Annotated in this window: 31 protein-coding genes; 16 read left to right on the top strand and 15 right to left on the bottom strand. The window is 62.9% G+C overall.

Annotated features, from left to right (window positions below):
- The coding region (gene pyrC / locus QZ189_RS05745) for a dihydroorotase (protein ID WP_296421264.1) at positions 1-1,083 on the bottom strand (1,083 nt) is incomplete at its 3' end.
- 27 nt (positions 1,084-1,110) lie between these two features.
- On the bottom strand, positions 1,111-1,680 hold the full coding sequence (locus QZ189_RS05740) for a YqhA family protein (protein WP_010317753.1): 570 nt from the start codon (positions 1,678-1,680) through the stop codon (positions 1,111-1,113).
- A gap of 146 nt (positions 1,681-1,826) precedes the next feature.
- Here QZ189_RS05740 and QZ189_RS05735 point away from each other — a divergent pair, with 146 nt between their 5' ends.
- The 5 genes from QZ189_RS05735 to selD all read left to right on the top strand — a co-directional run bounded on the left by QZ189_RS05735 (position 1,827) and on the right by selD (position 7,947).
- A complete protein-coding gene (locus QZ189_RS05735; protein WP_296421263.1) occupies positions 1,827-2,891 on the top strand; it encodes an amino acid ABC transporter substrate-binding protein in 1,065 nt (354 codons plus the stop codon).
- Positions 2,891-3,847, top strand: a complete 957-nt coding sequence (locus tag QZ189_RS05730; protein ID WP_296421261.1) for an ABC transporter permease subunit — start codon at positions 2,891-2,893, stop codon at positions 3,845-3,847. Before QZ189_RS05735 ends, QZ189_RS05730 begins: the two co-directional genes overlap by 1 nt.
- The gene (locus QZ189_RS05725) at positions 3,847-5,058 is read left to right on the top strand and encodes an amino acid ABC transporter permease (RefSeq protein WP_296421258.1); all 1,212 of its coding nucleotides are present in this window, start codon (positions 3,847-3,849) and stop codon (positions 5,056-5,058) included. The genes QZ189_RS05730 and QZ189_RS05725 overlap by 1 nt, the downstream gene beginning before the upstream one ends.
- Positions 5,059-5,065: 7 nt before the next feature.
- Positions 5,066-5,809 (top strand): amino acid ABC transporter ATP-binding protein, encoded by a 744-nt coding sequence (locus QZ189_RS05720; protein ID WP_296421256.1) that lies wholly within the window; start codon positions 5,066-5,068, stop codon positions 5,807-5,809.
- Positions 5,810-5,892: 83 nt separating this feature from the next.
- Positions 5,893-7,947 carry a selenide, water dikinase SelD gene (gene selD / locus QZ189_RS05715; RefSeq protein WP_296421254.1) on the top strand — a complete coding sequence of 685 codons (2,055 nt, stop codon included), beginning with the start codon at positions 5,893-5,895 and terminating at the stop codon, positions 7,945-7,947.
- Here the strand turns inward: selD and QZ189_RS05710 are convergent.
- The 5 genes from QZ189_RS05710 to QZ189_RS05690 form a co-directional block, all read right to left on the bottom strand.
- Positions 7,944-8,750, bottom strand: coding sequence for a hypothetical protein (locus tag QZ189_RS05710; protein ID WP_296415220.1), 807 nt, complete (start codon positions 8,748-8,750; stop codon positions 7,944-7,946). The two genes, selD and QZ189_RS05710, sit on opposite strands and share 4 nt — an antisense overlap.
- A gap of 7 nt (positions 8,751-8,757) precedes the next feature.
- Positions 8,758-9,042, bottom strand: a complete 285-nt coding sequence (locus tag QZ189_RS05705; protein ID WP_247478889.1) for a 2Fe-2S iron-sulfur cluster-binding protein — start codon at positions 9,040-9,042, stop codon at positions 8,758-8,760.
- A gap of 45 nt (positions 9,043-9,087) precedes the next feature.
- On the bottom strand, positions 9,088-9,774 hold the full coding sequence (locus tag QZ189_RS05700) for a response regulator transcription factor (RefSeq protein ID WP_010317762.1): 687 nt from the start codon (positions 9,772-9,774) through the stop codon (positions 9,088-9,090).
- A gap of 178 nt (positions 9,775-9,952) precedes the next feature.
- Positions 9,953-10,192, bottom strand: a complete 240-nt coding sequence (locus QZ189_RS05695; RefSeq protein WP_296421252.1) for a DUF3136 domain-containing protein — start codon at positions 10,190-10,192, stop codon at positions 9,953-9,955.
- 4 nt (positions 10,193-10,196) lie between these two features.
- The gene (locus QZ189_RS05690; protein WP_296421250.1) at positions 10,197-10,415 is read right to left on the bottom strand and encodes a CP12 domain-containing protein; all 219 of its coding nucleotides are present in this window, start codon (positions 10,413-10,415) and stop codon (positions 10,197-10,199) included.
- A gap of 91 nt (positions 10,416-10,506) precedes the next feature.
- On the opposite strand from QZ189_RS05690, the gene QZ189_RS05685 reads away from it, so the two are divergent.
- Both QZ189_RS05685 and QZ189_RS05680 read left to right on the top strand, forming a co-directional pair.
- Positions 10,507-11,055 (top strand): hypothetical protein, encoded by a 549-nt coding sequence (locus QZ189_RS05685; protein ID WP_296421249.1) that lies wholly within the window; start codon positions 10,507-10,509, stop codon positions 11,053-11,055.
- Complete coding sequence (locus QZ189_RS05680; protein WP_247478883.1) at positions 11,055-11,408, top strand: hypothetical protein; 354 nt, start codon at positions 11,055-11,057, stop codon at positions 11,406-11,408. The genes QZ189_RS05685 and QZ189_RS05680 overlap by 1 nt, the downstream gene beginning before the upstream one ends.
- On the opposite strand, the gene arsJ is transcribed toward QZ189_RS05680, so the two are convergent.
- On the bottom strand, positions 11,405-12,628 hold the full coding sequence (arsJ, locus tag QZ189_RS05675; RefSeq protein WP_296421247.1) for an organoarsenical effux MFS transporter ArsJ: 1,224 nt from the start codon (positions 12,626-12,628) through the stop codon (positions 11,405-11,407). The genes QZ189_RS05680 and arsJ overlap by 4 nt on opposite strands.
- Positions 12,625-13,638, bottom strand: a complete 1,014-nt coding sequence (locus tag QZ189_RS05670; RefSeq protein ID WP_296421245.1) for an ArsJ-associated glyceraldehyde-3-phosphate dehydrogenase — start codon at positions 13,636-13,638, stop codon at positions 12,625-12,627. The genes arsJ and QZ189_RS05670 overlap by 4 nt, the downstream gene beginning before the upstream one ends.
- Before the next feature lie 85 nt (positions 13,639-13,723).
- Here QZ189_RS05670 and QZ189_RS05665 point away from each other — a divergent pair, with 85 nt between their 5' ends.
- From QZ189_RS05665 to QZ189_RS05640, 6 genes are all read left to right on the top strand, one after another.
- Positions 13,724-14,020: a metalloregulator ArsR/SmtB family transcription factor gene (locus tag QZ189_RS05665; RefSeq protein WP_232197326.1), complete on the top strand. Its 297-nt coding sequence runs from the start codon at positions 13,724-13,726 to the stop codon at positions 14,018-14,020.
- Positions 14,021-14,110: 90 nt separating this feature from the next.
- Positions 14,111-15,091: a phosphate ABC transporter substrate-binding protein PstS gene (pstS, locus tag QZ189_RS05660; protein ID WP_010317770.1), complete on the top strand. Its 981-nt coding sequence runs from the start codon at positions 14,111-14,113 to the stop codon at positions 15,089-15,091.
- 463 nt (positions 15,092-15,554) lie between these two features.
- Positions 15,555-16,520 (top strand): phosphate ABC transporter permease subunit PstC, encoded by a 966-nt coding sequence (pstC, locus tag QZ189_RS05655; RefSeq protein WP_296421242.1) that lies wholly within the window; start codon positions 15,555-15,557, stop codon positions 16,518-16,520.
- A gap of 13 nt (positions 16,521-16,533) precedes the next feature.
- Positions 16,534-17,418, top strand: a complete 885-nt coding sequence (pstA, locus tag QZ189_RS05650) for a phosphate ABC transporter permease PstA (protein ID WP_296421240.1) — start codon at positions 16,534-16,536, stop codon at positions 17,416-17,418.
- 57 nt (positions 17,419-17,475) lie between these two features.
- Positions 17,476-18,276 (top strand): phosphate ABC transporter ATP-binding protein PstB, encoded by an 801-nt coding sequence (pstB, locus tag QZ189_RS05645; protein ID WP_010317773.1) that lies wholly within the window; start codon positions 17,476-17,478, stop codon positions 18,274-18,276.
- Between the two features lie 17 nt (positions 18,277-18,293).
- Positions 18,294-18,554: a hypothetical protein gene (locus QZ189_RS05640; RefSeq protein WP_296421237.1), complete on the top strand. Its 261-nt coding sequence runs from the start codon at positions 18,294-18,296 to the stop codon at positions 18,552-18,554.
- Positions 18,555-18,557: 3 nt separating this feature from the next.
- Here QZ189_RS05640 and chrA read toward each other — a convergent pair whose 3' ends face one another.
- Together chrA and ppk1 are read right to left on the bottom strand one after the other, a co-directional pair.
- Positions 18,558-19,739, bottom strand: coding sequence for a chromate efflux transporter (gene chrA / locus QZ189_RS05635; RefSeq protein ID WP_296421235.1), 1,182 nt, complete (start codon positions 19,737-19,739; stop codon positions 18,558-18,560).
- Complete coding sequence (ppk1, locus tag QZ189_RS05630; RefSeq protein ID WP_296421233.1) at positions 19,739-21,844, bottom strand: polyphosphate kinase 1; 2,106 nt, start codon at positions 21,842-21,844, stop codon at positions 19,739-19,741. Before ppk1 ends, chrA begins: the two co-directional genes overlap by 1 nt.
- Before the next feature lie 342 nt (positions 21,845-22,186).
- Between ppk1 and QZ189_RS05625 the strand changes: the two genes are divergently transcribed.
- From QZ189_RS05625 to QZ189_RS05615, 3 genes are all read left to right on the top strand, one after another.
- A complete protein-coding gene (locus QZ189_RS05625) occupies positions 22,187-22,360 on the top strand; it encodes a hypothetical protein (protein ID WP_296421231.1) in 174 nt (57 codons plus the stop codon).
- A gap of 76 nt (positions 22,361-22,436) precedes the next feature.
- Entirely contained in the window at positions 22,437-23,342 is a 906-nt protein-coding gene (locus QZ189_RS05620; RefSeq protein WP_010317778.1) for a CHAD domain-containing protein, read from the top strand.
- 77 nt (positions 23,343-23,419) lie between these two features.
- Complete coding sequence (locus tag QZ189_RS05615; protein ID WP_029626383.1) at positions 23,420-24,049, top strand: Crp/Fnr family transcriptional regulator; 630 nt, start codon at positions 23,420-23,422, stop codon at positions 24,047-24,049.
- A gap of 3 nt (positions 24,050-24,052) precedes the next feature.
- On the opposite strand, the gene QZ189_RS05610 is transcribed toward QZ189_RS05615, so the two are convergent.
- The 4 genes from QZ189_RS05610 to QZ189_RS05595 all read right to left on the bottom strand — a co-directional run.
- Positions 24,053-25,192 carry a HAMP domain-containing sensor histidine kinase gene (locus QZ189_RS05610; RefSeq protein ID WP_296421224.1) on the bottom strand — a complete coding sequence of 380 codons (1,140 nt, stop codon included), beginning with the start codon at positions 25,190-25,192 and terminating at the stop codon, positions 24,053-24,055.
- A gap of 3 nt (positions 25,193-25,195) precedes the next feature.
- Positions 25,196-25,900 (bottom strand): response regulator transcription factor, encoded by a 705-nt coding sequence (locus QZ189_RS05605; RefSeq protein WP_010317781.1) that lies wholly within the window; start codon positions 25,898-25,900, stop codon positions 25,196-25,198.
- A 52-nt stretch (positions 25,901-25,952) separates the two neighbouring features.
- Complete coding sequence (locus QZ189_RS05600) at positions 25,953-26,123, bottom strand: hypothetical protein (protein ID WP_247478871.1); 171 nt, start codon at positions 26,121-26,123, stop codon at positions 25,953-25,955.
- A gap of 152 nt (positions 26,124-26,275) precedes the next feature.
- Positions 26,276-26,575, bottom strand: a 300-nt coding sequence (locus QZ189_RS05595) for a carbohydrate porin (RefSeq protein ID WP_296421221.1), incomplete at its 5' end; no start/stop codon positions are given.

The following is a 26,575-nucleotide window of genomic DNA, read 5'->3' as shown; positions in this document are numbered from 1 at the left end:
CCATTGCGCCTGCTTCAGGCGCCAATTCAGGGTTTCCCCGGCGTGAAAGGGCACCAGGGTTGTCGGCGAGCTGCTGCCGTTCTCCAGTTCCATTAACCCTGGGATGAAGTCGCTGTCGCTGCTGCGCTCCAGTTGGATCGTTCCGTTGTTGAGCGGCAGCCCGTAGAAGTTGGGCCCATGCACGCTGGCGAAGTTCTCCAGGCGATCGAGAACGCCCTCCTCTTCAAAAACCTGGGCGTAGCTCTCAATGGCGAAGGGGGCGTTGTAGATCCCGGCGCAGCCGCAGGCCGATTCTTTGGCGCCCCTGGGGTGGGGAGCGGAGTCGGTCCCCAGGAAAAATTTGGTGCTGCCGCTGGTGGCCGCGGCCCGTAGGGCCAGGCGATGGCGCTCCCGCTTGGCGATGGGCAAGCAATAGAAGTCCGGCCGCAGACCCCCCTGGAAGAGGGCGTTGCGGTTGATGTGGAGGTGGTGGGGGGTGATCGTCGCCGCCAGGTTGGCTGGACCCTCCGCCACGAACTGGGCGGCGTCGGCGGTCGTGATGTGCTCCAGCACCACCTTCAGGGCCGGATGACGCTGGAGCAGAGGGATCAACTGCCGTTCGATGAAGACCGCCTCGCGATCAAAGATGTCGACGGCGGGATCGGTGACCTCGCCATGGATCAGCAGCGGCATGCCAATCCGCTCCATGCAGGCGAGCACGGCGCTGATGTGGGCGAGATCGCGCACGCCGGCGTCGGAGTTGGTGGTCGCACCGGCGGGATAGAGCTTGGCGGCGCTGAAGACCCCTTCGCTGAAGCCGCGCTCCAGCTCGGCTGGCTCGATTGTTTCGGTCAGGTAGGCCGTCATCAGCGGCGTGAAGGCCGCGGCGGCATCCGGCCCTTGGCTGGCCGTTAGGGCGGCCGTGATCCGTTCTCGATAGGCCCGTGCCTGCTCCACCGTCGTCACCGGCGGTTTGAGGTTGGGCATCACGATCGCCCGGGCGAACTGCCGTGCCGTGTGTCCAACCACGGCCTGCAGCATCTCCCCATCGCGCAGGTGGAGATGCCAGTCATCCGGGGTGCGGATCGTGAGGGTGCTGCTCATCCCTTCGTTTTACACAATGCGCGAGCCCTACTCAAAGGGGGTTTCCCGGGGCTGATTCCAGGTGGAGCGGTTGGGACCGCCGGAGACCAGATAGGCCGAGAGGGCCAAGAGCAGCACCGAGCCTGAGAAGACCAGCAGGTTGGTGGTGTTGTCGATCGGGAAGATCAACATCGACTTGAAGGCAGCCACGATCAAGGCCACCAGGATCACCTTCACCAACTTTTCCTTGAGCACATCCAAGCTGCGGATGTCCAGAAGCCCATTGCCACCAGCTCCGGGGCTGCGCGCCGCTTCGATGTCGGAGATCAGCAGCTCATAGACGCCGTAGCCAAAGATCATCAGGGCGATCCCGATCAAGTAGAGATCGACGCCGCCGACCAGTTCACCCAGCAGTAGGGCCACCGTGCGGCTGTCATCGGGCGAGGCATCGAGGAGCAGCCCCATCGAGTGCCAGATCTCGGAGGTGCCGCTGATGAAGGTCGCCCCGCTGCCGAGCAGGCTCATCACCACGGGCACGATCGCGATCAAACGGAATTTCCAGAGCCAGCGCTCAAAGACGTTCTCAATGGCCCAGCTCAAGCGCTTGATGGAGCTCATCGACGCGTTGCGTTCAGCGATAGGTGGGGTGACCCTAGGCAGAGCGCGTCGGCGTTTTGATGCTCCGATCGGGGGCTTCATGGCCTCATTGGCGATGGCCCAGCCCTAAAAACCGATGGCACAATTCGCGAAATGAGCCCTGGTTGATGCCCTTTTCCCCCCGCAAGGTCCTTCGAGCGCTTCCTCTGCTCGCTGGTCTCGTCCTCACCGGCTGCGCTGTGGAGGGCTCGGGGCCCCAAAGCCAAAAACTGGCCGCGGTGAAAGCCCGCGGGCAATTGGTCTGCGGCGTTGATGGCAAGTTGCCGGGCTTCAGTTTTGTCGCTCCCGATGGCCGCTACCAGGGCTTTGAGGTGGACCTCTGCCGTGCGGTCGCCGCTGGGGTGCTCTCAGATCCCGCCAAGGTGGAGTTCCGCGACCTGAGCGCCAGCGAGCGCTTTGCGGCGGTCAATAGCGGTGAAGTGGATCTGCTCTCCCGCAGCACCACCATGACCCTCAGCCGCGATGCGGCAGGGGGCAATGCCCTCAGCTTTGCGCCGATTCACTTCTATGGCGGTCAGGCCGTGATGGTGAACGCGGGCAGCGGCATCACCTCCTTGAAGCAGTTAGCCGGTAAGCCGATCTGTGTGACCACCGGGACCACGACCGAGCTGAACCTGGCGGATCGGATGCGGGAGCTCAACGCCGCCTACATGCCGCTGAAGTTCCAAAACGATGGTCAGACCTATGGGGCCTACCTCCAGGGCCGTTGCGTGGCGGTCACCAGTGACCGGGCGCTGCTGGCCGCCAAGCGCAGCAGCTTTCCCGATCCCAAGGCCCATGTCCTGCTCGCCGGTGACCTGAGCAAAGAACCCTTGGCCATGGGCACGGTCAACGGTGATCCGGCCTGGGCCGATGCGGTGCGTTGGATCGCCTATGCCCTGATGCAGGCGGAAGAATCCGGCATCACCCAGGCCAACGTCGAGGCCAAGCTCGCTGAGGCCCAGGCCGATAGCAACCAGGCGGATCTGCGGCGCTTCCTGGGGGTCGATGGCCAGCTGGGGCAGCAGCTCGGATTGCCGGCTGACTTTGTCGTTCAGGTGATCAAGGCCGTCGGCAACTACGGCGAGATCTTTGAGCGCAACCTGGGCGTGAACACCCGCATCAACCTGGAGCGGGGCACCAATCGCCAGTGGACCGATGGCGGCCTGATCTATTCGCCGCCCTTCCGCTGATGGCTCCGTCTGTCACCCCTTGGTGGCGCAACCGCCGCCTGATCCCCTGGTTGGTGCAGGCCGCGGTCGGTCTGCTGGTGCTGGTTCTGGTGGCTTTCCTGCTGGGGAACCTGGTGCAGAACCTGGCGGCGGCCGGGTTGCTGCTGACCTGGCGCTGGATCGGCAACCCCGCCGGTTTTGACATCGCCGGCAGTTGGTTGCCCTTCAGCGCCGATCAGCCCTACTGGTGGGCGCTGCTGGCGGGACTGGTCAACACCCTGCGGGTTGTCGTCATCGGTCTGATTGGCGCCTCGATCGTCGGCACCGCCGTCGGCGTGGCCTCCTTTAGTGGCAACGCTCTGCTGCGCGGCCTGGCGCGGGTCTACGTCGAGCTGATCCGCAACATCCCTCTGCTCTTGCAGTTGGTGTTTTGGTATTTCGTCGTCTTCCTCTCCTTGCCGGGTGGTGCCCAGGCAATCCAGTGGCCCGGCGTCGTCCTCGCCCAATCGGGCCTCTACCTGGGCATGCCTGAGTTGGTGAATGGGGTCTGGCAGGCACCGATTCGCCTGAGTGTTGAGTTCGCGGCCCTGCTGACCGGTCTGATCGTCTACATCTCGGCCTTCATCTCGGAGGTGGTGCGCGGCGGGATTGCTTCGGTGCCCAAGGGGCAGTGGGAGGCCGCCCGTGCCCTGGGCTTCAGCCCCCTGCAAACCCTGCGCCGGGTGGTCCTGCCCCAGGCCCTGCCGGTGATCGTGCCCGGTTTGAACAACCAGTACATCTCCCTGGCGAAGAGTTCCTCGCTCGCCATTGCCTGCGGCTACGCCGATCTCTATTCGGTGGCGGAGACCACCCTCAACCAAACCGGACGGGCGGTGGAGGTGATGGTGATCCTGCTGGGGGCCTACCTGGCCATGGACCTGGTGATCTCTGCCCTAATGAATGCGCTGAACCGCGCGGTGCAGCTGAGGAGCCGTTGATGGAGCGCTCCTCTTCTCTGCAACGGCTACGGGCCGCCCTGTTCGCCTCTCGCCTCGATGGGCTGATCACCGTGGTGCTGCTGGCGGCCTTGCTGGCTGGCGGCCAGGCCCTGCTGCACTGGTTGGTCTTTAAGGCCCAGTGGGCGGTGATTCAGGCCAACAGCACCCTGTTCGCCATCGGCCGCTATCCCCTGGATCAGCAGTGGCGTCTCTGGCTGCTGAGCGTTCTTCTGGCGGCAGCCACGGGGTTGAGTTGGGGATGGCTGCGGGCCTTCCCTCGCCCCGATCGCCGGGCACGGCTTTGGCCGGCGAACGACCGCCTGGCCGCTGCAGTGCTCGCCGGCTTGGCGTTGCTCCTGCCCCTGTTTCTTCAGCTCAGTGCTGCCATCAGCCAGCGTTGGTGGGGGATCACGGCGCTGCTGTTGGCCTGCCGCTGGTGGGCCGGGCGCCTTGGCCCGGCCCTTCCCGCTGCCTTCCGCCGCGGCTGGCCCGTGATCTGGCCGCTGCTCTACCTGCTGGGGATGACCCTGATTGCGGGGGGATTGGGTCTCCCGGTGGTCTCCCCCTCCCGCTGGGGGGGGCTGCTCTTGACCTTGATCGAGGCCAGTTTCGCGATCCTGCTCTGCTTCCCCCTGGGGGTGTTGCTGGCCCTGGGGCGGCGCAGCCGTTTGCCGCTCTTGCGTTGGCTCTCGGTGCTCTACATCGAGTTCATCCGCGGGGCACCGCTGATCACCCTGCTCTTCCTCGGGCAGAACATCCTGGGCTTGCTCTTGCCCGGTGGCTTCTCGCCGGATCGGGTCTGGCGGGCGGCCTGGGTGCTGACCTTCTTTGCGGCGGCCTATGTGGCCGAGGCCGTCCGCTCTGGTCTGGTGGCGTTGCCGCCGGGGCAGATGGAGGCAGCCCGCGCCCTGGGCTTGCCGGTCCATCAGGCCATGCTCAAGGTGGTGCTGCCCCAGGCCCTCCGGGTCGCCCTTCCGGCGATGGTCGGGCAATTCATCAACCTGCTGCAGGACACCACCTTGCTCTCGCTGATTGGTCTGTTTGAGCTGCTGGGCACGGCCCGGGCGGTGATGGCCAATCCCGCGTTCCTCGGCAAGGACGCCGAGGTTTATCTCGTGTTGGCGGTGCTGTTTTGGTGCTGCTGCGCTGCCTTGGGTTTGGGGAGCCGCGCCCTGGAAACCCGCCTGAACTCCAACCCTCAACCCGCCTGAGTCCCCCATGACGGATCGCGACCTGATGATCGAGGCCCGCGGGGTCGAGAAGTGGTACCCCAATGGCTACCACGCTCTGCGGGGTGTGGACCTGAACGTCTACCGCGGTGAGGTGGTGGTGATCATGGGGCCCTCCGGCTCCGGCAAGAGCACCTTCATTCGCACCTTCAATGCCCTGGAGGACATCCAGGGGGGATCGATCGTCGTCGATGGGATGACCCTCTCCGATGACGTGCGCAACATCGATGCGATCCGCCGGGAGGTGGGGATGGTCTTCCAACAGTTCAACCTCTTCCCCCACCTCACGGTGCTGGAGAACCTCTGTCTCGCTCCGGTGCTGGTGCGCAAGCGGAAGAAGGCGGAGGTGGAGCAGGAGGCCTTGGCGCTCCTTGAGCGGGTCAACATCCGCGAGCAGGCCCACAAGTACCCCGGGCAGCTCTCCGGCGGTCAGCAGCAACGGGTGGCGATTGCCCGCTCCCTCTGCATGGAACCGCGGGTGCTGCTCTTCGATGAACCCACCAGTGCCCTCGATCCCGAGATGGTGCAGGAGGTGCTCGAGGTGATGCAGGAGTTGGCCCGCGAGGGGATGACGATGGTGGTCGTCACCCATGAGGTGCGCTTTGCCCGGCAGGTGGCCAGTCGGGTGGTCTTGATGGCCGAGGGGGAGGTGGTGGAGATGGCACCGCCCGAGCAATTCTTCACTGCGCCGCAACACGAGCGCACCCGGCAATTCCTGAGCCAGATTGCCTAAATGGAGAGCCCTCAACCGCGCCAGGTTCAGGCCTGCATCGAAACCAAGGGCATGGATCTGGGCGCCTCGGCCCAGGGGCGACCTTGAGCGATCCCGATCAGCTGCTGCTGCTGGCGGGGGGTGGCCACAGCCATGCCCTGCTGCTGCGGCGCTGGTTGATGCGGCCGCAGCTCAAGCCCAAACGCACCGCCGTGGTGCTGGTCAATCGGGGCAGCACCGCCCTGTATTCCGGCATGGTGCCGGGGCTGGTGGCGGGTCTCTACAGCCACGAGGACTGCGCCATTGATCTGCGCGATCTCTGCCAGCGGGCGGGCGTGGCCTTTGTGCGCGCTGAGATCACGGGACTCGACCTGCCGCGCTCCCAGCTGCTGCTGGCCGGGCGGCCGCCGCTGCAGTTCGATCGCCTCAGCCTGGATCTGGGCTGTCAGACCCAACACGCCGAGGGGCAACTCGGGGTGAAGCCGCTGGAGCCCTTCCTGCAGTGGCTCAAGCAGGCACCGCCGTCGCTAACCATCCGCGGGGGCGGTGCCGCTGCGGTGGAGGTGGCCCTGGCCCTGCGGGCCCAGGGGCATCAGCCCGAGCTGCTGCTGCGCGGTGAGCAGCTGCACTTGGGATCGCCAGCGGCGAACCGCGCCGGAGAGCGCCTGTTGGCGGAGGCCGGCATCCCCCTGGGCCGCGGCGTCGGTCCCGAGCGGCCTGCGGATCTGGCCTGCACCGGCAGTGAGGCGCCGCCCTGGCTGGCGGCCAGTGGTCTGCCCTGTGATCCCCAGACCGGGCGGATCTGGACGGAGCCGAGTCTGGCGGTGGAGGGCCATCCCCGGATCTTTGCCAGCGGCGACTGCGGGCTGATTCGCCGGGATCCTCGGCCGGCTTCCGGGGTCTGGGCTGTGCGTGCGGCGCCGCTGCTGGCGATCAACCTCAAACGCAGCCTCGAGCAGCCCAAGCGAGCGCTGAGGCCTTGGCGTCCCCAGGCCAGGGCCCTGCAGTTGCTGGGCGATGGCCGCAGGCGGGCGGTGGCCTTCTACGGGCCCTGGTCCCTGGGTCCCTCCCGCTGGCTCTGGCGCTGGAAAGAGGCGATTGATCGACGCTTCATGGCCGGATTCGCCCGCACCGGAGCCATGGCCGCTGGGGCCGTGATGGCCTGCCGGGGCTGTGCCGCCAAGCTGGCGGCCGACCCCCTAGAGGGCGCCCTGGCCCGCCTGCAGCCGGGGGGGGACTGCCCACCGCCGGAGGACGCCGCGGTCCTGGCCGCCACGTCAACCGGCGGGTTGTTGCTGCAAAGCCTCGATGGGTTTCCAGCGTTGCTGGATGACCCCTGGCTCAATGCCCGGCTGACCACCCTGCATGCCAGCAGCGACATCTGGGCCTGTGGCGCCCAGCTGCAGAGCGTTCAGGCCCTGGTGACCCTGCCGGAGGCCGCCGCGCCGCTGCAACAGGAGCTGCTCTTTCAGACCCTGGCGGGGGTGCGTTCGGTGCTTGATCCCCTGGGGGTGCCCTTGCTGGGTGGTCACACCCTGGAGGGGCGCGATGGCGCGGGCTTGGCCTTGAGCCTGAGCGTGAATGGATCGGTTGATCCGCAGCGGCATTGGCCCAAGGGGCCCCTGCAGAGCGATCAGGTGTTGCTCTTGACCCGGCCCATCGGCACCGGGGTGCTCTTCGCGGCGGCCATGGCCGGGGTTGCCAAACCCCAGTGGATTGACGCGGCCCTGGAGACGATGCAGCAAAGCCAGGCTCCCCTGGTGGAGCTGTTGCAGCACTACGGCTGCAGTGCCTGCACCGACATCACTGGCTTTGGCCTGCTCGGCCACCTCGGTGAAATGCTCGGCGCCGGCCAAGAGGTGGAGTTAGACCCGGGGGCCATTCCTGCCCTGGCCGGTGCCCGCACCCTGTTGGAACAGGGACAGGCCAGCACCTTGGCCCCCTCCAACGCCAGGGCCCTGGCCCAGCTGGATCCCGGGGGTGGGGTGCGTCTGAGCGCCCCAGCCTCCGCCGTCGATCAGCAGCTCTGGATCGACCCGCAGACCTGCGGTCCGCTGTTGGCTGCTCTGCCGGCTTCCCGCGCTGAGGCAGCCCTGGAGCATCTGGGGCAGTTGGGCTTTGCGCAGGCCGCGGTGATCGCCAGGGTGCTGATCGCTTAGTCGCGCACCAGCCAACCGACCGTCAGGTCCCCTGGATCGCGCTGGAGGTAGAGGTAGCCGCGGGCCCCATTGCTGCGGCGGCCATTCACGATCAAGGCGCTGTAGTTGTAGGCCCGTCCCTTCTCGTCGGTTTGCTGGATGGTGCCCCAGCAGCTCTTGGGGTTCAGGCTGAGCTGGCCGCTGTAGCGCGCGGTTTCGCTGTCAGCGCCATAGCTGGAGAGGGCCAGCCCCTCCACCCGGCCGTCCTTCCACTGCTCGCGCTGCACGACGGCATTGGGACTCCAGCCGCCTTGGACTTGGCTGAGCCCCATCTGCCGGCTGACCACCAGGCCGTTGAGGTTGGCGCTGTTGCAGCGCCCGGTGGCCATGGGCAGCCAACTGCTGCTGATCACTCGGCCTTCGGTGCGGATCAAGCCATAGACCGGACGACCGCGACCATCGAGCACCACCTCGCTGCGGTCGATGCCCCAAGGCAGTTGCCGTTCGATCACCGCCACGCAGTTGTCCGTGATCCTGCGCTGGCCCCGATAGGCACTGCGGCGTTCTTCGCTGCCCAGTCGTTCCACCAGCAGGCCCTCGACCTGCCCCCCGGGCAACCAGCGCTCCTCCATGAGGCGAGCGGTTGGGGTCTTGCTGGCGGTGACCACGCCAGCTCCCCAGACGGCGAAGCGTCCGCTACTGCTCGGGCAACGGCTCTCGGCGGCCTGAAGCGGATGCATCGGAACTGCCCCGGCAAGCAGTGCTGCAGACAGAAGAATGCGAGCGGTGCCCATGGCCGTACTCCCCGGGATGGCTTGGCGCATCTTGGTGTTAATTCAGCTCGGCGGCTACGTCCGTGCGCAGGAGGCAGTCGCTGCGTGGATAGCTGACGCAGAGCAAGGCATAGCCCTGCTCGATTTGTGGCCCATCGAGGAAGCTCTGATCGGCTTGATCCACCGTCCCCTGCAGGACTTGGGCAGCACAGGTGCTGCAGGCGCCTGCCCGGCAGGAGAAGGGCAGGTCGATGCCGGCAGCCTCCGCCGCATCAAGGATGTACTGCTCGCTGTTGCAGGGAAAGGAGCCAGCCGCCTCAAGCGTGATGGTGTGGCTGGCCATGGCAGGCGGCGCGATCAGATAGTTGGGTTCTAGCCACGCTTTGGCCTAGATCTTCACCATCCCGCAACGCATTCCCTTGAGGACCGCCTGAACCCGGTTGTTGACCTCCAGGGTTTTCAGCAGCCGCTTGGTGTAGGTGCGCGCGGTCTCCTCGCTGACCACCAGCTGTTCAGCAATTTCACGGTCCGTCAGGCCGCTGGCCAAAAGGTCCAGGACTTCATATTCCCTTGGGGTCAGGCGCGGGCAGCTCAGGTACGGCAGCTGGCCAGAGCGCAGGGAGGGACTGCGGTAGGCGTGATGGCCCATCACCGCCAGGACAGCAGCCTCCAGCGGTTTTTGGTCTTCGATGAAGTCCGCCTCGGCCACGACCGCCTCCAGCCAGGACGCCTCGGCATGTTCCACCGGAATCGCATCCCCCAAGGCGAGCATCACCACCTTCAGCTGGGGTTGTAGTGCCTTGGCCTTGCGGGCGAGATCGAAGCCGCTGCCGCTTTCAAGAAAGTCGGTGCAGATCAGCAGCTCGTAGGGCTCTTGGCTCAGATAGTTCAGGCAGCTCGCTTCATCGGTGACGGCGCAGCCGATGAGCTCGGTCTCACGGAAGCTCTCGCAGAGGCAGCGCAGAAAAAAGCGCCCTTTCATCGCCAGAGCAACCTTCCCGCTGACGGCAACCGAGAGCAGGACCTCATCAAGGTTGCTCCCTTGCAGCGTCTCGAGATAGGGGGTGAGATCCATCGCTCAATCCGAGCGGTGCATCCATCATCGACCTGCGGTGGCCCCGCCGGTTGGATCCTGTGAATTCGACTTATTTCGTGTCTAATCCAATCGCGCGCTCAATAAAAAATCCCGCACAGCGCTTTTGTGCGGGATTGAGTGATTGACCTCTGTCGCGAGATCGAACACAAAGCCGGTCTCACGCTTTTGGTGTGGACTGTGCTTTGAGCAGTTGGGCGTAGAGGTAATCGGGTGATTTGTACTGCCTAGGAAGACAGTGGTGGAGGGTGGCCAATTTTCCCCAACACACCGTTTTTTGGATCTTGTTGAGGGTGCGCTTCTCTGCAATCAGCATCTTCAGTGCCTTGCAGTAGAGCTGATAGTTGGCCTCCAGTTCACCAATGGTGATGCTGGGTGCTTGGGGCGCGGTAGCGGTCATCGGATTAGTCGTCATAGACGAGGCAGCCGGGCGCCTCAGGATTCAGGTCGCAGTAGACCTCCATCGGGCTGGGGTCTTTGCTCTCGCCGGGGTGGTGAGCCTTGTAGGTCTCGAGGTCCTTGAGCTCGGCTTCAAGGTGAGCGGCCTTGGGTTTGTCGCCTTCGTTGCGGGCTTTCTCCAGCTCGCTGCGGTCCTGGGCGATGTGGGCGTCGATGCTGTCCAAGAGCTCGTCTTTGCTGCGGAGTACAGCTAGATCTGGCCGCCCGTCCCTCGATACCCCCAAATGGGGTCGTTGTCGCTCGAGTCCTGCGAGCATGGGCGCACTCGTCCGGATGGTTCGGATGCCTCACCCTCGGCTAGGGGCCGCGGTACTGGTGCTGCTGCTGTTGGCCAGCTGTTCAGGGCCTGCAAGCAAGAACGCTCCTCAGCAGGACAGCGAGGCGCAGCGCCAGGCCCTGGTGCAATGCCGGCGCTATCGCGAGAGCCTGCCGCCGCTGGTGGAGCGCTACCGCGAGACCGAGTCGCGGTTGAAGGCGCTTGAAGAAGAGTCGTTCACCTCAGCATTGGCGCCCCTGCCCCTGGACCCCGAAGAGCAACGTCTACTGACGATCTACGACCAGCAGACCGAGCAGGAGCAGTACGAGCAGGCCGTGGCGGAGTGGCGGCGCAGTGAAGCCAAGCGCCGTCTGGTCTGGCAGGAGGCCCTGCAGCAGCGCCAGGAGGCTGCGGTGACCGAGCGCGATCAGCTTGCGGATCAACTGCGCACGATTCATCCCGCCCTGTTGACCGCTGCCAAGCCCCCGAGCCTGGATGCCAAGGAGTTGGAGCGCTTTCTGGCCTGCTCGGTGGAGCGCCAGCGTTAATGGCATTCCGCCTGCGTGCCCCCCTGGGGGAGGCGATCTCCTTGCTGTTGCTGGCTTGGCCCTGTGCTGGTTGGGCGCAGCCGCAGCCTCCAGAGCTTGTGGGCGATTGCGTGCGGCGCTTTGGCCACACCGGCTGTGCAGCGCGGCTCTATGCCCAGCTGCTCTGCGACTCGTTTGATCAGCCTGCGCTGCTCTTGGCCCAGCAACAGCGCCTCAGCGAGGCCTTTGAGCGGGAGGGGGTGTCCTTTGCCGGGATCCTGCCTGAGGAGGTGGAAACTGCCGCCGTTCGCTATTACACGCCGATGCTCTGCCCGGAGCGCAGCCCGCAGATCCGTGCGCTGTTTCAGCGCTAGGCGCTTCGCACTGGCGGCAGCTTCAGGCTGAACAGCCAGGCCAGTCCCACCATCAACGCCGAGCACCAGAGACAGGCCTGGAGCCCGCCGATCAGAAAGATCGCTCCCGAGAGCAGGGTGCCAAGCAGCCGTCCTGCGGCATTGGCCATGTAATAGAAGCCCACGTCCAGGCTCACTGCTTCGCCGTCGCTGTAGGCGAGAACCATGTAGCTGTGAATCGAGGAGTTCATCGCAAAGACCACCCCGAAGGCGGTTAGACCTGCCACCACCGCCAGACCTGGATCGGCGACCTGTCGCCATAGGGCAATGGCAATCAAGGCGGGAATCGCCGTGAGCAGGGCGCTCCAAAACTGCACGGCCGATGCGCCAGGGGACCTGGTTTGCCCCCAGCTGCGCCGCAGGGCCGGAGCGGATCCCTGAACGATTCCGTAGCCAATCACCCAGAGGCCCATGAAGCTGCCCACTTCCCAGAAGCGCCAGTTCAGGGTCGTCTCCAGGAAGACCGGTAAGGCGACCACAAACCAGACATCCCGAGCCCCAAAGAGGAACATCCGCGCCAGTGAGAGCACGTTGATGCCCTCGCTTTTGGAGAACAGGGATTGGACTTTGGGCTTGCGTTTCATCTGCCCCATGTCGGCCGGCAGCCCCAGGGTGACCAGAAAGGCCAACATCAAACCCGCCGCCATCACGCCCACCGACGCGTTGAAGCCCAGGGCGGTCAAGAGGACGCCCCCCAGGAAAAAACCAACGCCCTTGAGGGCATTTTTGGAGCCGGTCAGGATCGCCACCCAGCGGAAGAGTTGCTGATCGCCGTCATGGCTCTTGACGACGGTTTTGATCGCGCTTTTGGCGCTCATCTTGTTGAGATCCTTGGCGATCCCGCTCAGGGCCTGGGCGGCCATGACGTAGGCAACGCTCCACCACTTCGGCCAGGAGTCCGCCACCGGAATCAGCATCAGCAGGGCGCCGATCTGCATCCAGGTGCCGAGCCAAAGCGTCAGCCGCAGGCCAAAGCGGGCCCCAAGCCATCCGCCGTAGAGGTTGGTCAGGATCCCAAAGAACTCATAGAAGAGAAAGAGAAAGGCAATCTCCAGGCTGGTGTAGCCCAGCTGATGGAAGTGGAAGACCACCAGCATCCGCAGGGCCCCATCGGTGAGGGTGAAGGCCCAGTAATTGGCGGTGACCCGCTGGTACTGCTGCAGGGCGGAGAGTCCGCTCATCCTTGGGGCTCCAGCTGGACGAGATGGCTGACCAGATCGGCCATGCGGGAGCTGTAGCCCCACTCGTTGTCGTACCAGCCGTAGACCTTCAGCTGGGTCCCGTCGACCACCATCGTGGAGAGGGCATCGATCACCACGCTGCGGTTGTCGTTGACGTAGTCGATGGAGACCAGCGGCCGGCTTTCGTAGCCCAAGATTCCCTTGAGTGCCCCCTGCGCGGCCTGCTCGAAGGCCTGGTTGACCGCCTCGGCGCTGGTGGGTCGCTCGAGCTCAAAGACCGCATCGGTCAAGGAGGCATTCAGCAGGGGGATACGAACGGCATGGCCGTTGAGCTTGCCCTCGAGCTCCGGGAAGATCATGGCGATGGCCTTGGCTGATCCGGTGGTGGTGGGGATCAGCGATTGCAGGCAGGAGCGTGAGCGCCGCAGGTCGCTTTTGAAGGCGTCGACCACCACCTGGGTGTTGGTGACGTCATGCAGGGTCGTGATCGAGCCATGGCGGATGCCGAACTGCTCATGCACGACCTTCACGATCGGGGCCAGGCAGTTGGTGGTGCAGGACGCCGCGGTCACCAGCCGGTGCTGGTTGGGGTCATAGAGGTCGTGGTTGATCCCATAGACGATGTTCAGTGCGCCTTTGACGGGGCAGCCCACCACCACGCGCTGGATGCCGCCTTGGCTGAAATAGGGCTCGAGGGCCTCGGTGGTCTTGAAGCGGCCGCTGCACTCGAGCACCATCTCCACACCTGCGGCAGACCAGGACACCTCGGCGGGGGTGCCGTTGCGGCTGAAGTTCAGGCGCCGCCCATCGATCAGCAGCTCGCTCTCGCTGAGGGCCTCGGCCTGGCGATCCCAGCGACCATGGACGGAGTCAAAGCAGAGCAGGTGGGCGGCTGACTCGGCCGTGGCCTGGTTGTCGTTGATCTGAACGATCTCAATGCCTGGCCGTCCCCAGAGGGCGCGGCAGACCAGTCGTCCGATGCGTCCGAAGCCGTTGATGCCAATGCGCATGACCAACCCCAATCAACTGATCAACAAAGTTTGATGCATCAAGGTTTCTTGATTGGTTAAGGTGCGGTTAGGCCTGCTCCGAGCTGTGTCCCAAGCCCTCAGCGCGTTGTTCAAGGCCCTGGCGGATCCCCATCGCCTGGAGGTGGCCCTGGCGCTGGCGGGGGGTGAGCGCTGCGTCTGTGAGCTGACCGAGCAGATGGGCCTGGCCCAGTCCAAGCTCTCCTTTCACCTCAAGGTGATGCGCGAGGCGGGCCTGCTGGAGTCCCGGGTTCAGGGGCGCTGGGTCTACTACCGCCTGAGCCCTGAGGCCCTGGCCGAATTGAGTGATTGGCTTCAGCGTTTGCAGACCAGTAGGCCCCTCAAAGCCCAGTCCTGCTGCTGATTCACGCAACGTTCACGAGGCCTTAACCAGCCCCTAACGCAGGGCGGATCATCACTTGCGTAGATGGAGGGGAACCACAAGGTTTTATCCATGACCTTCGCGAAGAAGGCCCTCCTGATCGGCTCCCTGCTGGCCGTCGGCACCGGCATGTCCGCCTCCGCCGCAGATCGCCTCAGTGCTGCTGGCGCAACCTTCCCCGCCAAGATCTATCAGCGTTGGTTCGCTGATCTGGCGAAGGCCGGTGGCCCCCAGGTCAACTACCAGGCCGTTGGCTCAGGTTCTGGCCGTAAGGCGTTCATCGACCAGACCGTCAACTTCGGTGCATCGGATGATCCGATGAAGGCCAAGGACATCGCCAAGGTGACCCGCGGTCTGGTGCAGATCCCCATGGTGGGCGGCACCATCGCCTTCGGTTACAACAAGCCCGGCTGTGACCTGAAGCTCACCCAATCCCAGGCTGTCCAAGTGGCGATCGGCAAGATCACCAACTGGAAGGACCTGGGTTGCGCCGCTGGTCCGATCACCTGGGTGCACCGCTCCGACGGTTCCGGAACCACCAAAGCCTTCACCCAGTCCCTGGCTGCCTTCTCCTCTGAGTGGAAGCTGGGCTCCGGTAAGTCCGTCAAGTGGCCTGGTGCAAACGCCGTTGGTGCCAAGGGCAACTCCGGTGTCGCCGGTGTGATCTCCAACAAGCAGGGTGCGATTGGTTACGTCAACCAGTCGTACATCCGCGGTGCCGTCAAGGCCGCTGCGCTGCAGAACAAGTCGGGTGAGTTCATCAAGCCCAGCTACACCTCCGGTGCCAAAGCCCTGAACGGCATCAAGCTCGATCAGAACCTGGCTGGCTCGAACCCCAACCCCACCGCCAAGGGTGCCTACCCGATCGCGACCCTGACCTGGGTTTTGGCTTATCAGAAGGGCAATGGTGCCAACGCCGACACCATCAAGAAGACCTTCAATTACATGCTGAGCGATCAGGCTCAGGCCAAGGCTGATGACCTCGGCTTCGTTCCCCTCAAGGGCTCAATCCTGAGCAAGGCCCGCGCTGCGGTCAACAAGATCGGTAAGTGATCCGCTGGATCTCTCACTGATCAAAGGGCAGGGGGAAACCCCTGCCTTTTTTGTCGATGGATAGCCCTGGTGTTCTCACTAAAAAGCCACCCCGCTAAGGGTGGCTTTTGTTTCAGGTGTGAATTATTTCGATTGAGTGGACTGGGATGCCTCTTGCTTCTCAGTCTTGACTTGTCTTTTTTTCTTGGGCTGCGGCTGATTGGACGAATTCACCCAACCGCATCCAGGGACGAAACTGATGGATCCGAATTGGGTGTTAATTAGCAATGAATCATTTTTAGTTCCTTCCAATTTAACGCTCAGTTCTAGGTGGTGGCGTATTCCTTGATACGTTATTGGGGGCTTTGGGTGTGACTGGCTGGGCGATTGGGGTGTTGTCGGCCTGCGTTAAGCACTTCTTAAGGAGATTTTGGCCTTGGCGTGACAGGTTATACAGAGAAACTCTCGCGTTGTGGATCAATCAGTGCCTCCCCCTCAGGAGTTGGAGGGTGGACCGGTTTATGCGCTGCGCCGCCGTCCCGTTTCTGAGAAGCTGATCGATGAGGGCTTTCGGCGCCTCGTGGTCATCCTGGCCTCCCTTGTTGGACTGGTCCTGGTCGGCATCCTGCTCACGGTCCTGTGGGGATCTCGGGATGCCATGGCTGAATTTGGCCTCTCCTTTTTGGTGGTTTCTGATTGGGACCCCGGTCTCAATAGCTATGGAGCGTTAACGGCCATCTACGGGACGCTGGTGTCTTCCTTGTTGGCCATCTTGATCGCCGTTCCGTTGGGTGTTGGCACGGCGATCTTCATCACCGAGAACCTGATTCCCTCCGGCTACCGGCAGGTGATCGGTTTGATGGTTGAACTGCTGGCAGCAATCCCCTCGGTGGTGTTGGGACTCTGGGCGATTTTTGTGATGGAGCCCTTTCTGCGGCCCATTCTTCAGGTCTTGCACAATCAGCTGGGCTGGATGCCGTTCTTCGCGACGGAACCGCTTGGTCCTGGTATGGCGCCGGCGGTCTTGATTCTGGTGGTGATGATCCTGCCCATCATCACCGCGATTGCCCGGGACTCGCTGCAGCAGGTGCCCAATGAACTCAGGCAGGCCGCCTATGGGGTGGGTACAACCCGTTGGCAGGCCATCGTTCAGGTGATTCTTCCTGCTGCTGTCTCAGGAATCACCGGTGGTGTGATGTTGGCCCTGGGCCGGGCCATGGGCGAGACCATGGCCGTCACAATGATTATTGGAAACTCCAATAACTTCAGCCTGAGTCTGTTGGCTCCAGCTAACACCATCTCGGCCATGCTCGCCAACCAATTCGGTGAGGCCGATGGCATTCAAATCTCAGCGCTGATGTATGCAGCATTTGTCTTGATGATCATGACCTTGATCGTCAATGTCCTGGCGCAGTGGATTGTGCGCCGCCTCAGTCTGAAGTACGCCTAGCTGGAGAACTGTTATGGCACTGTCTAGGCCCAATCGATCGCTTTATTTCAACCCAAAGCTTCCGCGCAATCGCTGGAATTTCGCCTTGACCGCCGTTGCGGTTGGCTTCTCTTGCATTGCCGTTCTCCCCTTGATTTTGGTCCTGGGGTATGTGCTGCTCAAGGGTGGATCGTTCCTTTCAGTCTCACTGCTGACGGAGCTTCCCCCTCCCCCCGGCCTTGAAGAGGGAGGGATTGGTAATGCCATCATCGGCACGATTGTCGTCACCTTGATCGCCAGCTTGATTGCCGTTCCTGTCGGCATTGGTGGGGGGATTTACCTGGCGGAGTTCTCCCGCTCGGGTTCGTTTGCCTCCTTTGTCCGCTTCGGCACGAACGTGTTGTCCGGCGTGCCTTCGATCATCTGCGGTGTTTTTGTCTACGGCTTAATCGTCAGCACACGCCTGCTTTTCGGTCAGAGCTACAGCGCCCTTGCCGGCGGTATTGCCCTGGCCGTGTTAATGCTGCCGACGGTGATTAAGACCACCGATGAGGCCCTGAAGTTGGTCCCCAACGAATTGCGTTGGGGTTCGCTTGGACTGGGGGCATCCCAATTTGTCACGGTGACCCAGGTCACCCTCCCAGCTTCCTTGACCTCGATCGCCACAGGTGTTGTGCTTGGAATCGCGCGTGCTGCAGGTGAAACAGCACCCTTGATCTTCACGGCATTGTTTTCTCCCTTCTGGCCTGAAGGGGTGCTGGGTCCGATCGCTTCGATGTCGGTATTGATCTACAACTTCGCGATCATGCCCCTGGAGTTTCAGAACAACTTGGCTTGGGCCGCTTCCTTCGTCTTGGTGGTGATGATCCTGCTCTCCAATCTCTTGGCGCGATGGATTTCGCGTGTCACCTCCGTCTAGGCCTCCCTCGAACTGTTTTCGTCTCCCGTTCCGTTCTTCTTGCCTTCCCAGTTAGCCATGACTCAATCCCCTGCTTCTTCCACCTCTTGCCTCGAGCTGGAGAACGTCAGCATCAGCTATTTCTCGAACGTGGCTGTGCGTGGGGTTCATATGGAGATTCCCCGCCATCAGGTCACGGCCTTTATTGGCCCCTCGGGCTGCGGTAAGAGCACCGTCTTGCGGTCGCTCAACCGCATGAATGATCTGATCGATGGTTGCTCCCTGCAGGGCCGCGTGATTTTCGATGGCCATGACATGTATTCCCCGGCGGTTGATCCGGTGGAGGTTCGCCGCCGCATTGGCATGGTCTTCCAGAAGCCCAACCCTTTTCCAAAAAGCATCTACGAGAACATCGCTTTTGGTGCCCGGATTAATGGCTATTCCGGCGATATGGATGAACTGGTGGAGCGGTCGCTGCGCAAGGCGGCGCTCTGGGATGAAACCAAGGACAAGCTGGCTGAGAGCGGTTATGCCCTCTCGGGTGGTCAACAGCAGCGCCTTTGCATTGCCCGCACGATTGCGGTCGAACCCGAGGTGATCCTGATGGACGAACCCTGCTCAGCGCTGGATCCGATCTCCACCTTGAAGATTGAGGAGATGATCCATGAGCTCAAGAACAGCTACACGATCGTCATCGTCACCCACAACATGCAGCAGGCCGTTCGTGTCAGCGACATGACGGGCTTCTTTAACGTCAATACCTTCGATGACACCGACGCCAAGGTCGGCTGCCTTGAGGAATTTGCTGACACCGAGACCATTTTCAATGCTCCCCGTCAGCAGGCCACCCAGGACTACGTCTCTGGTCGCTTTGGTTGATTGCTCGGCAACTCGTCATGCACTCCTTTCAGCCCAGTGACTCAGAGCGTTCTGATCACGGTCCAACACCCCTCGAAGCCTTTAGCCATTACCGGGGCCCGGACTGGTCACCAGAGCGATTGCTGTTTCATCAAAACCTGGAACGCTTTGCTGACCGGGTGGGTTTGATTGTTGGCCTCCAAGGCAACGGCAAGATCACCCAAGATGCGGCCTACGACGAGATCAAGAAGCTCTGGGGCGAGTTGGGTCTGAGTCGCTCCAACCTGTTCGAAGGTTGAGGCCTAAGGCCTCAGCAGAAGTGCAAACGCAGCTGCTCCCATCAGCAGTGCTGCTGGAGAGAGCTTCCATTTCAGTCGCAGCACTAAGGCGGCAAGCAGCACTGACCACTGGCCTGCCCCACTCCAGCTGCCCAGGCTGTTGAGGCTCTCCAGGCTCAACCGCAGCGCCGCGACCGCGACCACCGCCGGGATGCACGTCACGATTCCTTCGCGGAAGGCCTGAACCCAGGGACGTGTGCGCAGGCGCTCGATCAGTGGTGCAGCCAAAAGAATGAAACCAAAGCTGGGCAGGAACATCGCTGCTGTTGCCGTACAGGCGGCTGCGATCGCAAACCAGCCCCCCGCCAGGTTTGCCCCCGCTTGAAAACCGATGAAGGCACTGGTTAGCACCACCGGCCCTGGGGAGAGTTGTCCAATGGCGATGCCATCAAGAAAGGCCCCGCTGCTCATCCAGCCGTGCTCGAGCACCGGCCCTTCGAGCAGCGGAATGATCACAAAGCCGCCACCAAAGATCAGCAGCCCCGCCCTGAGAAACACGTCGCTCAAGTCCGCCAGGAGTTGAAGGTGTGGGTTGGCTGTCGCCATCAGCGCCAGATCCTCAAGGCCCATCCAGGGCCAGAGGGCGAGTGCTGGTGCTGAGCCGCTCCAGGCCATGCGCAGCAGACCGCCCGCCAGGAGCACCAGACCGAGGGGGATCGTGACCGCCAGCTCCTGGCTGAGGGCCAGCAGTGCAAATAGCGCTACTGCACTCCAGCGCTGCCACCGGGCCTGCCGGCGTTGAAAGAGTTGCCAGGCAAAGGCCCAGATCACCGCGACCACCACCGGTTGCATCACCGATGAGATCGAGCGCAGGTTCTCGATGTCTTGGCTCACCCTCCAGAGGGCACTGAGGGCGAGCACAACCAACAGACCTGGCAGCAAAAAACAGAGGCCGCTGACCAGCCCCCCAAGCAGGCCGCAGCGCTTCCAGCCCAAATAGATCGCCATCTGACTCGACGATGGTCCGGGCAGCGCCTCGCACAGCGCCAGTCCCTCTTCAAACTGCTCGGCGTCAATCCAGTGCCGTTGCTCGACAAACGTCTCCTGCAGCAGCGCTAAGTGGGCTTGCGGTCCGCCGAAGGCCACCGTGCCAAGGCGCAGGCAGGTCAGGGCGAGCTCCCAGAGCCCGGGTGTGGACGCTCCCATCACACGCCGCGCATCAGCTGTACTTGGGCACTGCTTCCACCCTGAGCGGGTTCGGGAGCTCTGTAGCGGCCATCGCTTTGGAGGTGCCAGGAGGCCTGGTTGTCTTGGAGGTAGAGCTCCAGGAGCTGCTGGATCCGGCCCACCAGCTCCTGGTTTTCCACCGGCACCACGGCCTCCACCCGCCGATCGAGATTGCGCGGCATCCAATCGGCGCTGCCGAACCAGACCTGGGGCTGGCCGTTGTTCTCGAACCAGAACAGGCGGGAGTGCTCGAGGAAACGGCCCACAATGCTGCGCACCCGGATGGTCTCGCTCAGCCCGGCGATGCCGCTGGTGCAGCTGCAAGCTCCCCGCACGATCAGCTCAATCTTCACTCCAGCCGCCGAGGCGTCGTAGAGCTTGTCAATCAAGCCTTGATCCACGAGCGCATTCATCTTCGCCTTGATTCCACTGGGCAGACCGGCTCGGGCATGCTCGATCTCGCGATCGATCAGTTTCAGCATCTCGGCCCTCAGGGTTGTTGGAGCGACGAGCAATTTGCGGTAGGCGCTCTGTTTCGAGAACCCCGTGAGGTAGTTGAACAGGCTGATCAAGTCCTGCCCTAGGGCCGGGTCGGCGGAGAGCAGACCCAGGTCGGTGTAGAGCGCCGCGGTTTTGGAGTTGTAGTTGCCCGTGCCGACATGGCTATAGGCCTGAAGTGTGCCCTTCTCGCGGCGAATGACGAGGGCGATTTTGGTGTGGGTTTTGAGGCCGATGACGCCATAGACCACGTGCACCCCGGAGCGCTCTAGTTGCCGCGCCCACCTGATGTTGTTGTCCTCATCAAAGCGTGCCTTGAGCTCCACCAAGGCCAGCACCTGTTTGCCCTCCTCGGCGGCTGCGATCAGGCTGGCAATGATCGGCGAGTCCTTGGAGACGCGATAGAGCGTGATCTTGATGGCCTGAACGCTGGGATCCAAGGAGGCCTGGTGGATGAACTCCTCCACCGTCGTCTCAAAGCGATCAAAGGGATGGTGCAGCAGGACATCCCCGCGGCGAATGACACGGAAGATGCTTTCGCTGGCCTGGCGACCTTCTTCTGGGCTTTGACAGCGTTGCAAGGGAGCCGGAGTGGAGCCGCGAAAGGGAGGTTGTTTCAGCGTTGGTGCATTGATTCCCTGCAGCTCCATCAGGTCATCGAGGCCCAGTAATCCATCGACCCGATTCACCCGCGCCCTGGGAACGCCCATCCCCGCGGTCAGCTGCCGTTGCACCGCCGCTGGGGTGCCAGCGCTGAGTTCCAGGCGCACCACCTCACCCCCCGCTGTCCTGCGGCGCAGGCTGGTTTGCATCGCCTCCATCAGATCCTCGGCCTCTTCTTCCCGCAGGGCCAGATCGGCATCCCGGGTGACGCGAAACACGCTGACGCTGGTGATCTGACGGCCGGGTAGGAGGGCCTTGAGGTTGTGCTCCATCACCTGCTCCAGCGGTACGCAGAGATGAATCGCCTGCGAGCGCTCTCCATGGAGGGCCTCCGGCAGGGTGATGAAACGGGGACTGTTTTTCTTGGGAAGCTTGATCCTGATCAGTTCCCGGTTGCCGCTTCCTTGGCCGCGGACTTCAACGGCCAGATTCAGGCTCAGGCTGCTGATAAAGGGGAAGGGGATCCCCGGTGTGTTCAGCCGCGTGGCCGTCAGGACGGGCTGGATCTTGTTGCGGAAAAAACTCGCCAGCCAATCCTTTTGACGTCTTGAGAGTTGTCGATGGTCCAGGATTCCAATCCCCCGCCGCTCGAGCTGCGGCCGGAGTCGTCGGTTGAGGTGCTGTTGTTGTTGCTTCAGCAGTGGTTCGAGCCGTTTTTGAATCGCCTCGAGCTGTTGCTCTGCTGAACGTCCATCAATGCTGCACCGGCTTGACTGCGATTCAACTTGTGCGATCAGGGAGGCCACCCTGACCATGAAAAACTCATCAAGATTATTGCTAAAAATAGCGCTGAACTTTGCCTGCTCGAGTAGAGGCGTCTTGGCGTCGACCGCGAGTTCAAGGACGCGTTGATTAAAGGCAATCCAACTCAGCTCACGGTTGAGATAGCGCTGGCCTTTGACCCATCCTCCGTCCATGGGCATGGGCTTAGCACGTCAAGGTTAAGGGCTTGTTATGGCGCTGCACTTGTTTGCTGTGGTGGTGCTTTCTTTTGTTTGTGACGCTGACGACTGTGCAGGGCTAGGGATCTCTGATCGAATGAATCTGTTGCACAGGGGCTGTGGCATCGCGTTGGTTGAGGTCCTCATTGGCCTGCCTTTTAATTCAAGGACTGTGCTTGGCTGCGGTGAGCCAGTTCAACCGGTTCTCGGGTGCACCTGAGCTCGATCAGGTCACCACGATGCGGACCCTTTAATTCTTTCTGCTGATCTTGTTTAAGGACAGCACCGTTGAGAACGGCTAGACCCAGGTTTTGGATCATTCCTGTGATCGAAGCCAACAGCGCCTCGGCCTCTTCGCTTCCCGAGAACAGCAACCAGGCTGGCCCTGAGGACACCACCGCCTCTGTCCAGGCCGATCGTCCGGCGCCTGTAGAGGAGTCCCGTTGGAGCGATCAATTCCTGGAGAGTGGATCGCGGCCTGCTCGCTTGTTTTTTTGAGCAGCCAGCATTAATTCCCCGTTAATCCACGGGGCCTGCAGCGGCGTTAGCTCTAGAGCCTGCCGCACTGACGGCCATGGGCTCCTTTCGTCCTGATCCCGGTGTCACCTGTTTGGCCTACCTGCAGGGGGCCATGGGCCAGAGCCTCCGCCGCATCGTTGCTCTTCAGGCTGATGTCCTTGCGGATCAGGACCCTGAACCCCTGCACCAGCTCAGGGTCCAGCTGCGTCAGTTAAAAACGCTTCGACTTCAGTTTTCGGCCGTGGGTGTCTGGCCTGAGGAGGTCAGCTCCGCACGGATCGCCAAGCTGGGACGGAGGCTTGGGCTCACGAGGGACCTGGACGTCCTGCGCCAGCGGATCGAGACGGGATGGCTACCGCTGCTGCCGGGACCCGAGGCGTCAGCGCTTAAGCCCTTTCGCAAACAGCTCAAGCGAGAGCGCCGTTTGGCCTTCGCTGAACTGACTGAGACCTTGCGCAGTCAGCGCTACCTCAAGCTGCTTGCTCGCCTGCAGGCCTGGATCAAACAGCCCCAAGGCAGCGCCCTTGGCGATCAGCCCCTGCGGGATTGGTTGCCTGAGCTCCAGGGGCAACTGCTGGGCGATCTCTTCCTGCTGCCCGGTTGGACGGAGGCGCCAACGGCCGCCGCCGCATTGCATCAGCTGCGCAAGCGCCTGAAGACCTGCCGCTATGGCTTGGCCCATCTGCACCGCTCTGGTGTGGCGGACCATGGCTCCCTGCTGGCCCAGCTCAAGGCTCTGCAGGATTGCCTGGGGGACCTCAATGACCTGGCTGTGCTGCGGGAGGCCTTGCACAGCAGCCTGGATCTGAATCCGAAAAAGGCCCTGCCCCTGTTTTGGGATCAGCTGCGGGTCGCCCAGGACCAGGCTTGGCTGCGCTGGTTGGAGCTCTCGTCGCCCTGGTCTTCCAAGGAGCAGCGCCTGCGGCTTCACGGCCGGCTGCTGGGGCTAACCGACGCTTAACCAAATGCCTACCCAGCCTTTGTTGCGCGCCTCGTCACCCTCCATACAGTCCGCTGGACGCCTGAGCACATCGCTCCATGGTTTTCACACCTAGCCGTTCCTCGAGCTCGCGGAGCATGCTCGAAGACACGTTCCAGCGCCGCGATCTGGTCAGCCTGACGGCTGGCAGTCGCGTGCCCATGCTTCGCCACCACGTCTGGCTGGTGGCCCGCGGGATGGTCAAGCTGAGCTCGATGAATGAGCAGGGGGAGGATGTTCTCCTGGGCCTGGCGGGACCGAATGAACCCTTCGGTGAACCGCTCAGCAACCTCGATCTCTACGAAGCCACGACGCTGAGCGATTGCGATCTGCTCTGCCTCTCGATGGACGAGATCCAGCAGACCCCCCACCTGGCTAGCACCTTGATGCTGGCGCTGATCAGCCGGACCCGTCAGTCCGAGGCGCTCATTTCCCTGTTGGGTCTGCGCCGCGTCGAAGACCGGGTCCGGGGCTTTCTGGAATTGCTGGCTGAGGAGTATGGCCAACCCTGCGAAGACGGCCTACGCCTGAACCTGCGCCTGACCCACCAGGACATTGCCGGTGCCCTGAGCACCACCCGCGTCACGGTGACTCGGGTCTTGGGTCTGCTGAAGGAGGAAGGCTGGCTCAAGCTCAGCAGCCAGCGCCAGCTGGTGATCTGCAACCTGCCGATCAGCGCAGCCGCCTAAGGCTTAGGCCTTGGGGAGGAGCAGCTCAATCACCGCTCCTCCCTCCGGGTGGTTCCGGGCCCGCACGAGGCCCCCTTGGCTGAGGGCGATCTGGCGAACGATGGCAAGCCCCAGTCCGCTCCCGCTCCCTGGACCCCGGACACGGGCTGGATCCCCTCTGTAGAAGCGCTCGAACATCCGCTCGAGGTCCTCTTCGCTGAGCCCCGGGCCCTGGTCGCGCACGGCAATCAGGCACCAGCGGTCCCGCTCCTCGATCGAGAGCTCAATGCTGCTGCCATCGGGGCTGTAGCGCAGGGCGTTGTCGATCAGATTGAACAGGGCCTGGTGCAGGCGAGCCGGATCGACGGCCACCTGTCTGGCCTGATCGCGCGTCGGCTGAACGCTGAGGCCAATGCCCCGGGGCTGGGCCAGTTCCTGCAGGGTGGACCAGGCCTGGCCAACGACATCCCTTGGGTCGATGCAGGCGGGGCGCTTGCGGCGGCTCACCAGGGTGTTGTCGAGTCTGGAGAGATCCAGCAGATCCCCCACCAACCGCTGCAACCGCTCGAGTTCCTTCTCCAGTCGCTCCACCAGGACCGCCTGGCGGCCCTCGGCCCTGAGGGCCAGGCTCTCACTGACCAGCCGCAGGGCCGTGATCGGGGTTTTGAGCTCATGGGCCACATCACTGACCCACTGCTCCTGCTGCTTGAGCTGATTTTTCAGGGGGTTGCTGCCGTCGATCTGAAGGGCCAGCCAGCCCCTCTCGCCGGGCATCACCCGCACCGAGAGGTCATTGCGCCCGAGGCTCCATTCCCCGCGTTGGGCCAGGCGGGTGTTGCGGCTGAGCTCCAGCAGGTGCAGCAGCTCGGCGCTGGGCTCCAGGTCATTGAGGTGTTGGAGCTGGGGAGCGAGCGAACTCTCTTTGACCAAGAGGGACTCAGCCCGCTCATTGATGATCTCGATTCGGTTTTGGGCATCGAGCACCAGCCAGCCCTGCGGTGCGGCGCTGATCCATTCGCGCAACTGCAGTTCAGGGATCGGTTGGCGCCGCCGAAGGCGGGTGGCCATGACCTTCTTTTTGCGATTCCCTTCGCGCCAGAGACCCACACTGAGGGCGCCGAGCCCAAAACCCAGGGCCAGCGGTAGGGCGGTCTGCATCGTCATCGCCTAGCCGAAGCGATAGCCGAATCCCCGCACCGTCACCAGTTTGCTCGGGTTGGAGGGGTCCTCTTCAATCTTTTCGCGCAACCAACGGATGTGCACATCCACGGTCTTGTTGTCGCCGATGTAGTCGAAGCCCCAGACCTGCTCAATCAGTTGCTCGCGGCTCCAGACGCGTTTGGGGTTTTGCATGAAGAGCTCGAGCAATTTGAACTCCTTGGGGGAGAGCTTCAGCTCAAGACCATCGAGGCAGACGCGGCATTCAGCCGGGAAGAGGCTGAGGTTGTCCGCTTTGAGTTCGCTGGGCTGTTGATCGCTGGCTTGGTGGCGGCGCAGGAGCGCCCGGCAGCGGGCCACGAGTTCGCGGATGCCAAAGGGTTTCACCAGGTAGTCATCGGCCCCGAGCTCGAGGCCGAGCACCCGATCGGTTTCGGTGTCCCGGGCGCTCACCATCAGCACCAGGGGCCGTTGCGGCAACTCGATCAACTTGCGGCAGAGATCCAGCCCGTTGATGCCCGGGAGCATCACATCGAGAACGATCAGTTCGAAGGGGTCCCGTTTCAGCCGATCCCAGGCGCTCTGGCCGTTGGTGGCTGGGGTGACGGAAAAGCCCTCGAGCTCAAGCGCTTCGCAGACGGTTTCGCGGATGGTGTCGTCGTCTTCGACCACCAACAGACGCGCGGCGTTGCTGGCTGGTGAGGGCGTGCTCATGCGCCCATTCTCTCGGCCGGGCCCTGTAGCCCAGGACACCTTTTTGTCGGGATCAGCTCTGGTTTTGCTGCTCGAGCTCGCACTGGGTGAGATCAGGGTTGGTCAGCCGCTCGAGCACCTTCTGCAGATCCACCGGAGAGAGCTCGCCATCGCTGCCCCATTTGAGGCTGGTGTTGGAGGCTGAGCGCTGCTGGCTGTCCTGGCTGATGCTGTCGGGCCCCATGCCGTCGGTTTGTTCTGAAACCCACACTAAAGCGGCGGCGTTCACTTGGTGGTTGGTAAGCGCAAGAAAAAACCCCCTGCCGAAGCAGGGGGCCGTGGGTTTGGTGTGTGAGTGGATGCGTGAGGAGTGTGCGTCTTGCTCCGATCGCTAGATCAGAACTTGATGCGGGTGGTCAGAGCGCCACCGAAGACGCCCAGGTTGGAGCCTTGGTTGGAGGTCTGCGCATAACCAGCACCGGCGGAGCTGGGGTTGCTCATGTAGAAGAGCACCGGGGTCACAGCGATGTTGTCGCTGACCTGGAACTTGTAGAAGCCTTCCATCACGTAGCCAGCGTCGAACGGGGTGGTGCCGTTGCGGGTGCTGGTGACGAAGGTGGGCTGACCGATGGCAAAGCCGCCGGTGTTGCCCTTGGCGAAGGCGTCATCCCACTGCAGACCAACAGTCCAGGACTG

This window comes from Vulcanococcus sp. CPBay_Sum15L08_68 (genome assembly GCF_017855895.1).
In the GTDB taxonomy this organism is placed as follows: Bacteria; Cyanobacteriota; Cyanobacteriia; order PCC-6307; family Cyanobiaceae; genus Vulcanococcus.
This window is presented reverse-complemented; position numbering and strand designations above follow the sequence as displayed.

Excerpts from the sequence above, each read along its gene's own strand:
- QZ189_RS05735 (WP_296421263.1), top strand. The coding sequence starts at position 1,827 with ATGCCCTTTTCCCCCCGCAAGGTCCTTCGAGCGCTTCCTCTGCTCGCT.
- QZ189_RS05720 (WP_296421256.1), top strand. The coding sequence starts at position 5,066 with ATGACGGATCGCGACCTGATGATCGAGGCCCGCGGGGTCGAGAAGTGG.
- chrA (WP_296421235.1), bottom strand. The coding sequence starts at position 19,739 with ATGGGAGCGTCCACACCCGGGCTCTGGGAGCTCGCCCTGACCTGCCTG.
- pstS (WP_010317770.1), top strand. The coding sequence starts at position 14,111 with ATGACCTTCGCGAAGAAGGCCCTCCTGATCGGCTCCCTGCTGGCCGTC.
- QZ189_RS05615 (WP_029626383.1), top strand. The coding sequence starts at position 23,420 with ATGGTTTTCACACCTAGCCGTTCCTCGAGCTCGCGGAGCATGCTCGAA.
- QZ189_RS05640 (WP_296421237.1), top strand. The coding sequence starts at position 18,294 with ATGCACTCCTTTCAGCCCAGTGACTCAGAGCGTTCTGATCACGGTCCA.
- pstA (WP_296421240.1), top strand. The coding sequence starts at position 16,534 with ATGGCACTGTCTAGGCCCAATCGATCGCTTTATTTCAACCCAAAGCTT.
- QZ189_RS05695 (WP_296421252.1), bottom strand. The coding sequence starts at position 10,192 with ATGACCGCTACCGCGCCCCAAGCACCCAGCATCACCATTGGTGAACTG.
- QZ189_RS05680 (WP_247478883.1), top strand. The coding sequence starts at position 11,055 with ATGGCATTCCGCCTGCGTGCCCCCCTGGGGGAGGCGATCTCCTTGCTG.
- QZ189_RS05610 (WP_296421224.1), bottom strand. The coding sequence starts at position 25,192 with ATGACGATGCAGACCGCCCTACCGCTGGCCCTGGGTTTTGGGCTCGGC.
- arsJ (WP_296421247.1), bottom strand. The coding sequence starts at position 12,628 with ATGAGCGGACTCTCCGCCCTGCAGCAGTACCAGCGGGTCACCGCCAAT.
- QZ189_RS05620 (WP_010317778.1), top strand. The coding sequence starts at position 22,437 with ATGGGCTCCTTTCGTCCTGATCCCGGTGTCACCTGTTTGGCCTACCTG.
- ppk1 (WP_296421233.1), bottom strand. The coding sequence starts at position 21,844 with ATGCCCATGGACGGAGGATGGGTCAAAGGCCAGCGCTATCTCAACCGT.
- QZ189_RS05685 (WP_296421249.1), top strand. The coding sequence starts at position 10,507 with ATGGGCGCACTCGTCCGGATGGTTCGGATGCCTCACCCTCGGCTAGGG.
- QZ189_RS05705 (WP_247478889.1), bottom strand. The coding sequence starts at position 9,042 with ATGGCCAGCCACACCATCACGCTTGAGGCGGCTGGCTCCTTTCCCTGC.
- QZ189_RS05710 (WP_296415220.1), bottom strand. The coding sequence starts at position 8,750 with ATGCGCCAAGCCATCCCGGGGAGTACGGCCATGGGCACCGCTCGCATT.
- QZ189_RS05600 (WP_247478871.1), bottom strand. The coding sequence starts at position 26,123 with ATGGGGCCCGACAGCATCAGCCAGGACAGCCAGCAGCGCTCAGCCTCC.
- QZ189_RS05670 (WP_296421245.1), bottom strand. The coding sequence starts at position 13,638 with ATGCGCATTGGCATCAACGGCTTCGGACGCATCGGACGACTGGTCTGC.
- pstB (WP_010317773.1), top strand. The coding sequence starts at position 17,476 with ATGACTCAATCCCCTGCTTCTTCCACCTCTTGCCTCGAGCTGGAGAAC.
- QZ189_RS05700 (WP_010317762.1), bottom strand. The coding sequence starts at position 9,774 with ATGGATCTCACCCCCTATCTCGAGACGCTGCAAGGGAGCAACCTTGAT.
- QZ189_RS05740 (WP_010317753.1), bottom strand. The coding sequence starts at position 1,680 with ATGAGCTCCATCAAGCGCTTGAGCTGGGCCATTGAGAACGTCTTTGAG.
- QZ189_RS05605 (WP_010317781.1), bottom strand. The coding sequence starts at position 25,900 with ATGAGCACGCCCTCACCAGCCAGCAACGCCGCGCGTCTGTTGGTGGTC.
- QZ189_RS05730 (WP_296421261.1), top strand. The coding sequence starts at position 2,891 with ATGGCTCCGTCTGTCACCCCTTGGTGGCGCAACCGCCGCCTGATCCCC.
- QZ189_RS05725 (WP_296421258.1), top strand. The coding sequence starts at position 3,847 with ATGGAGCGCTCCTCTTCTCTGCAACGGCTACGGGCCGCCCTGTTCGCC.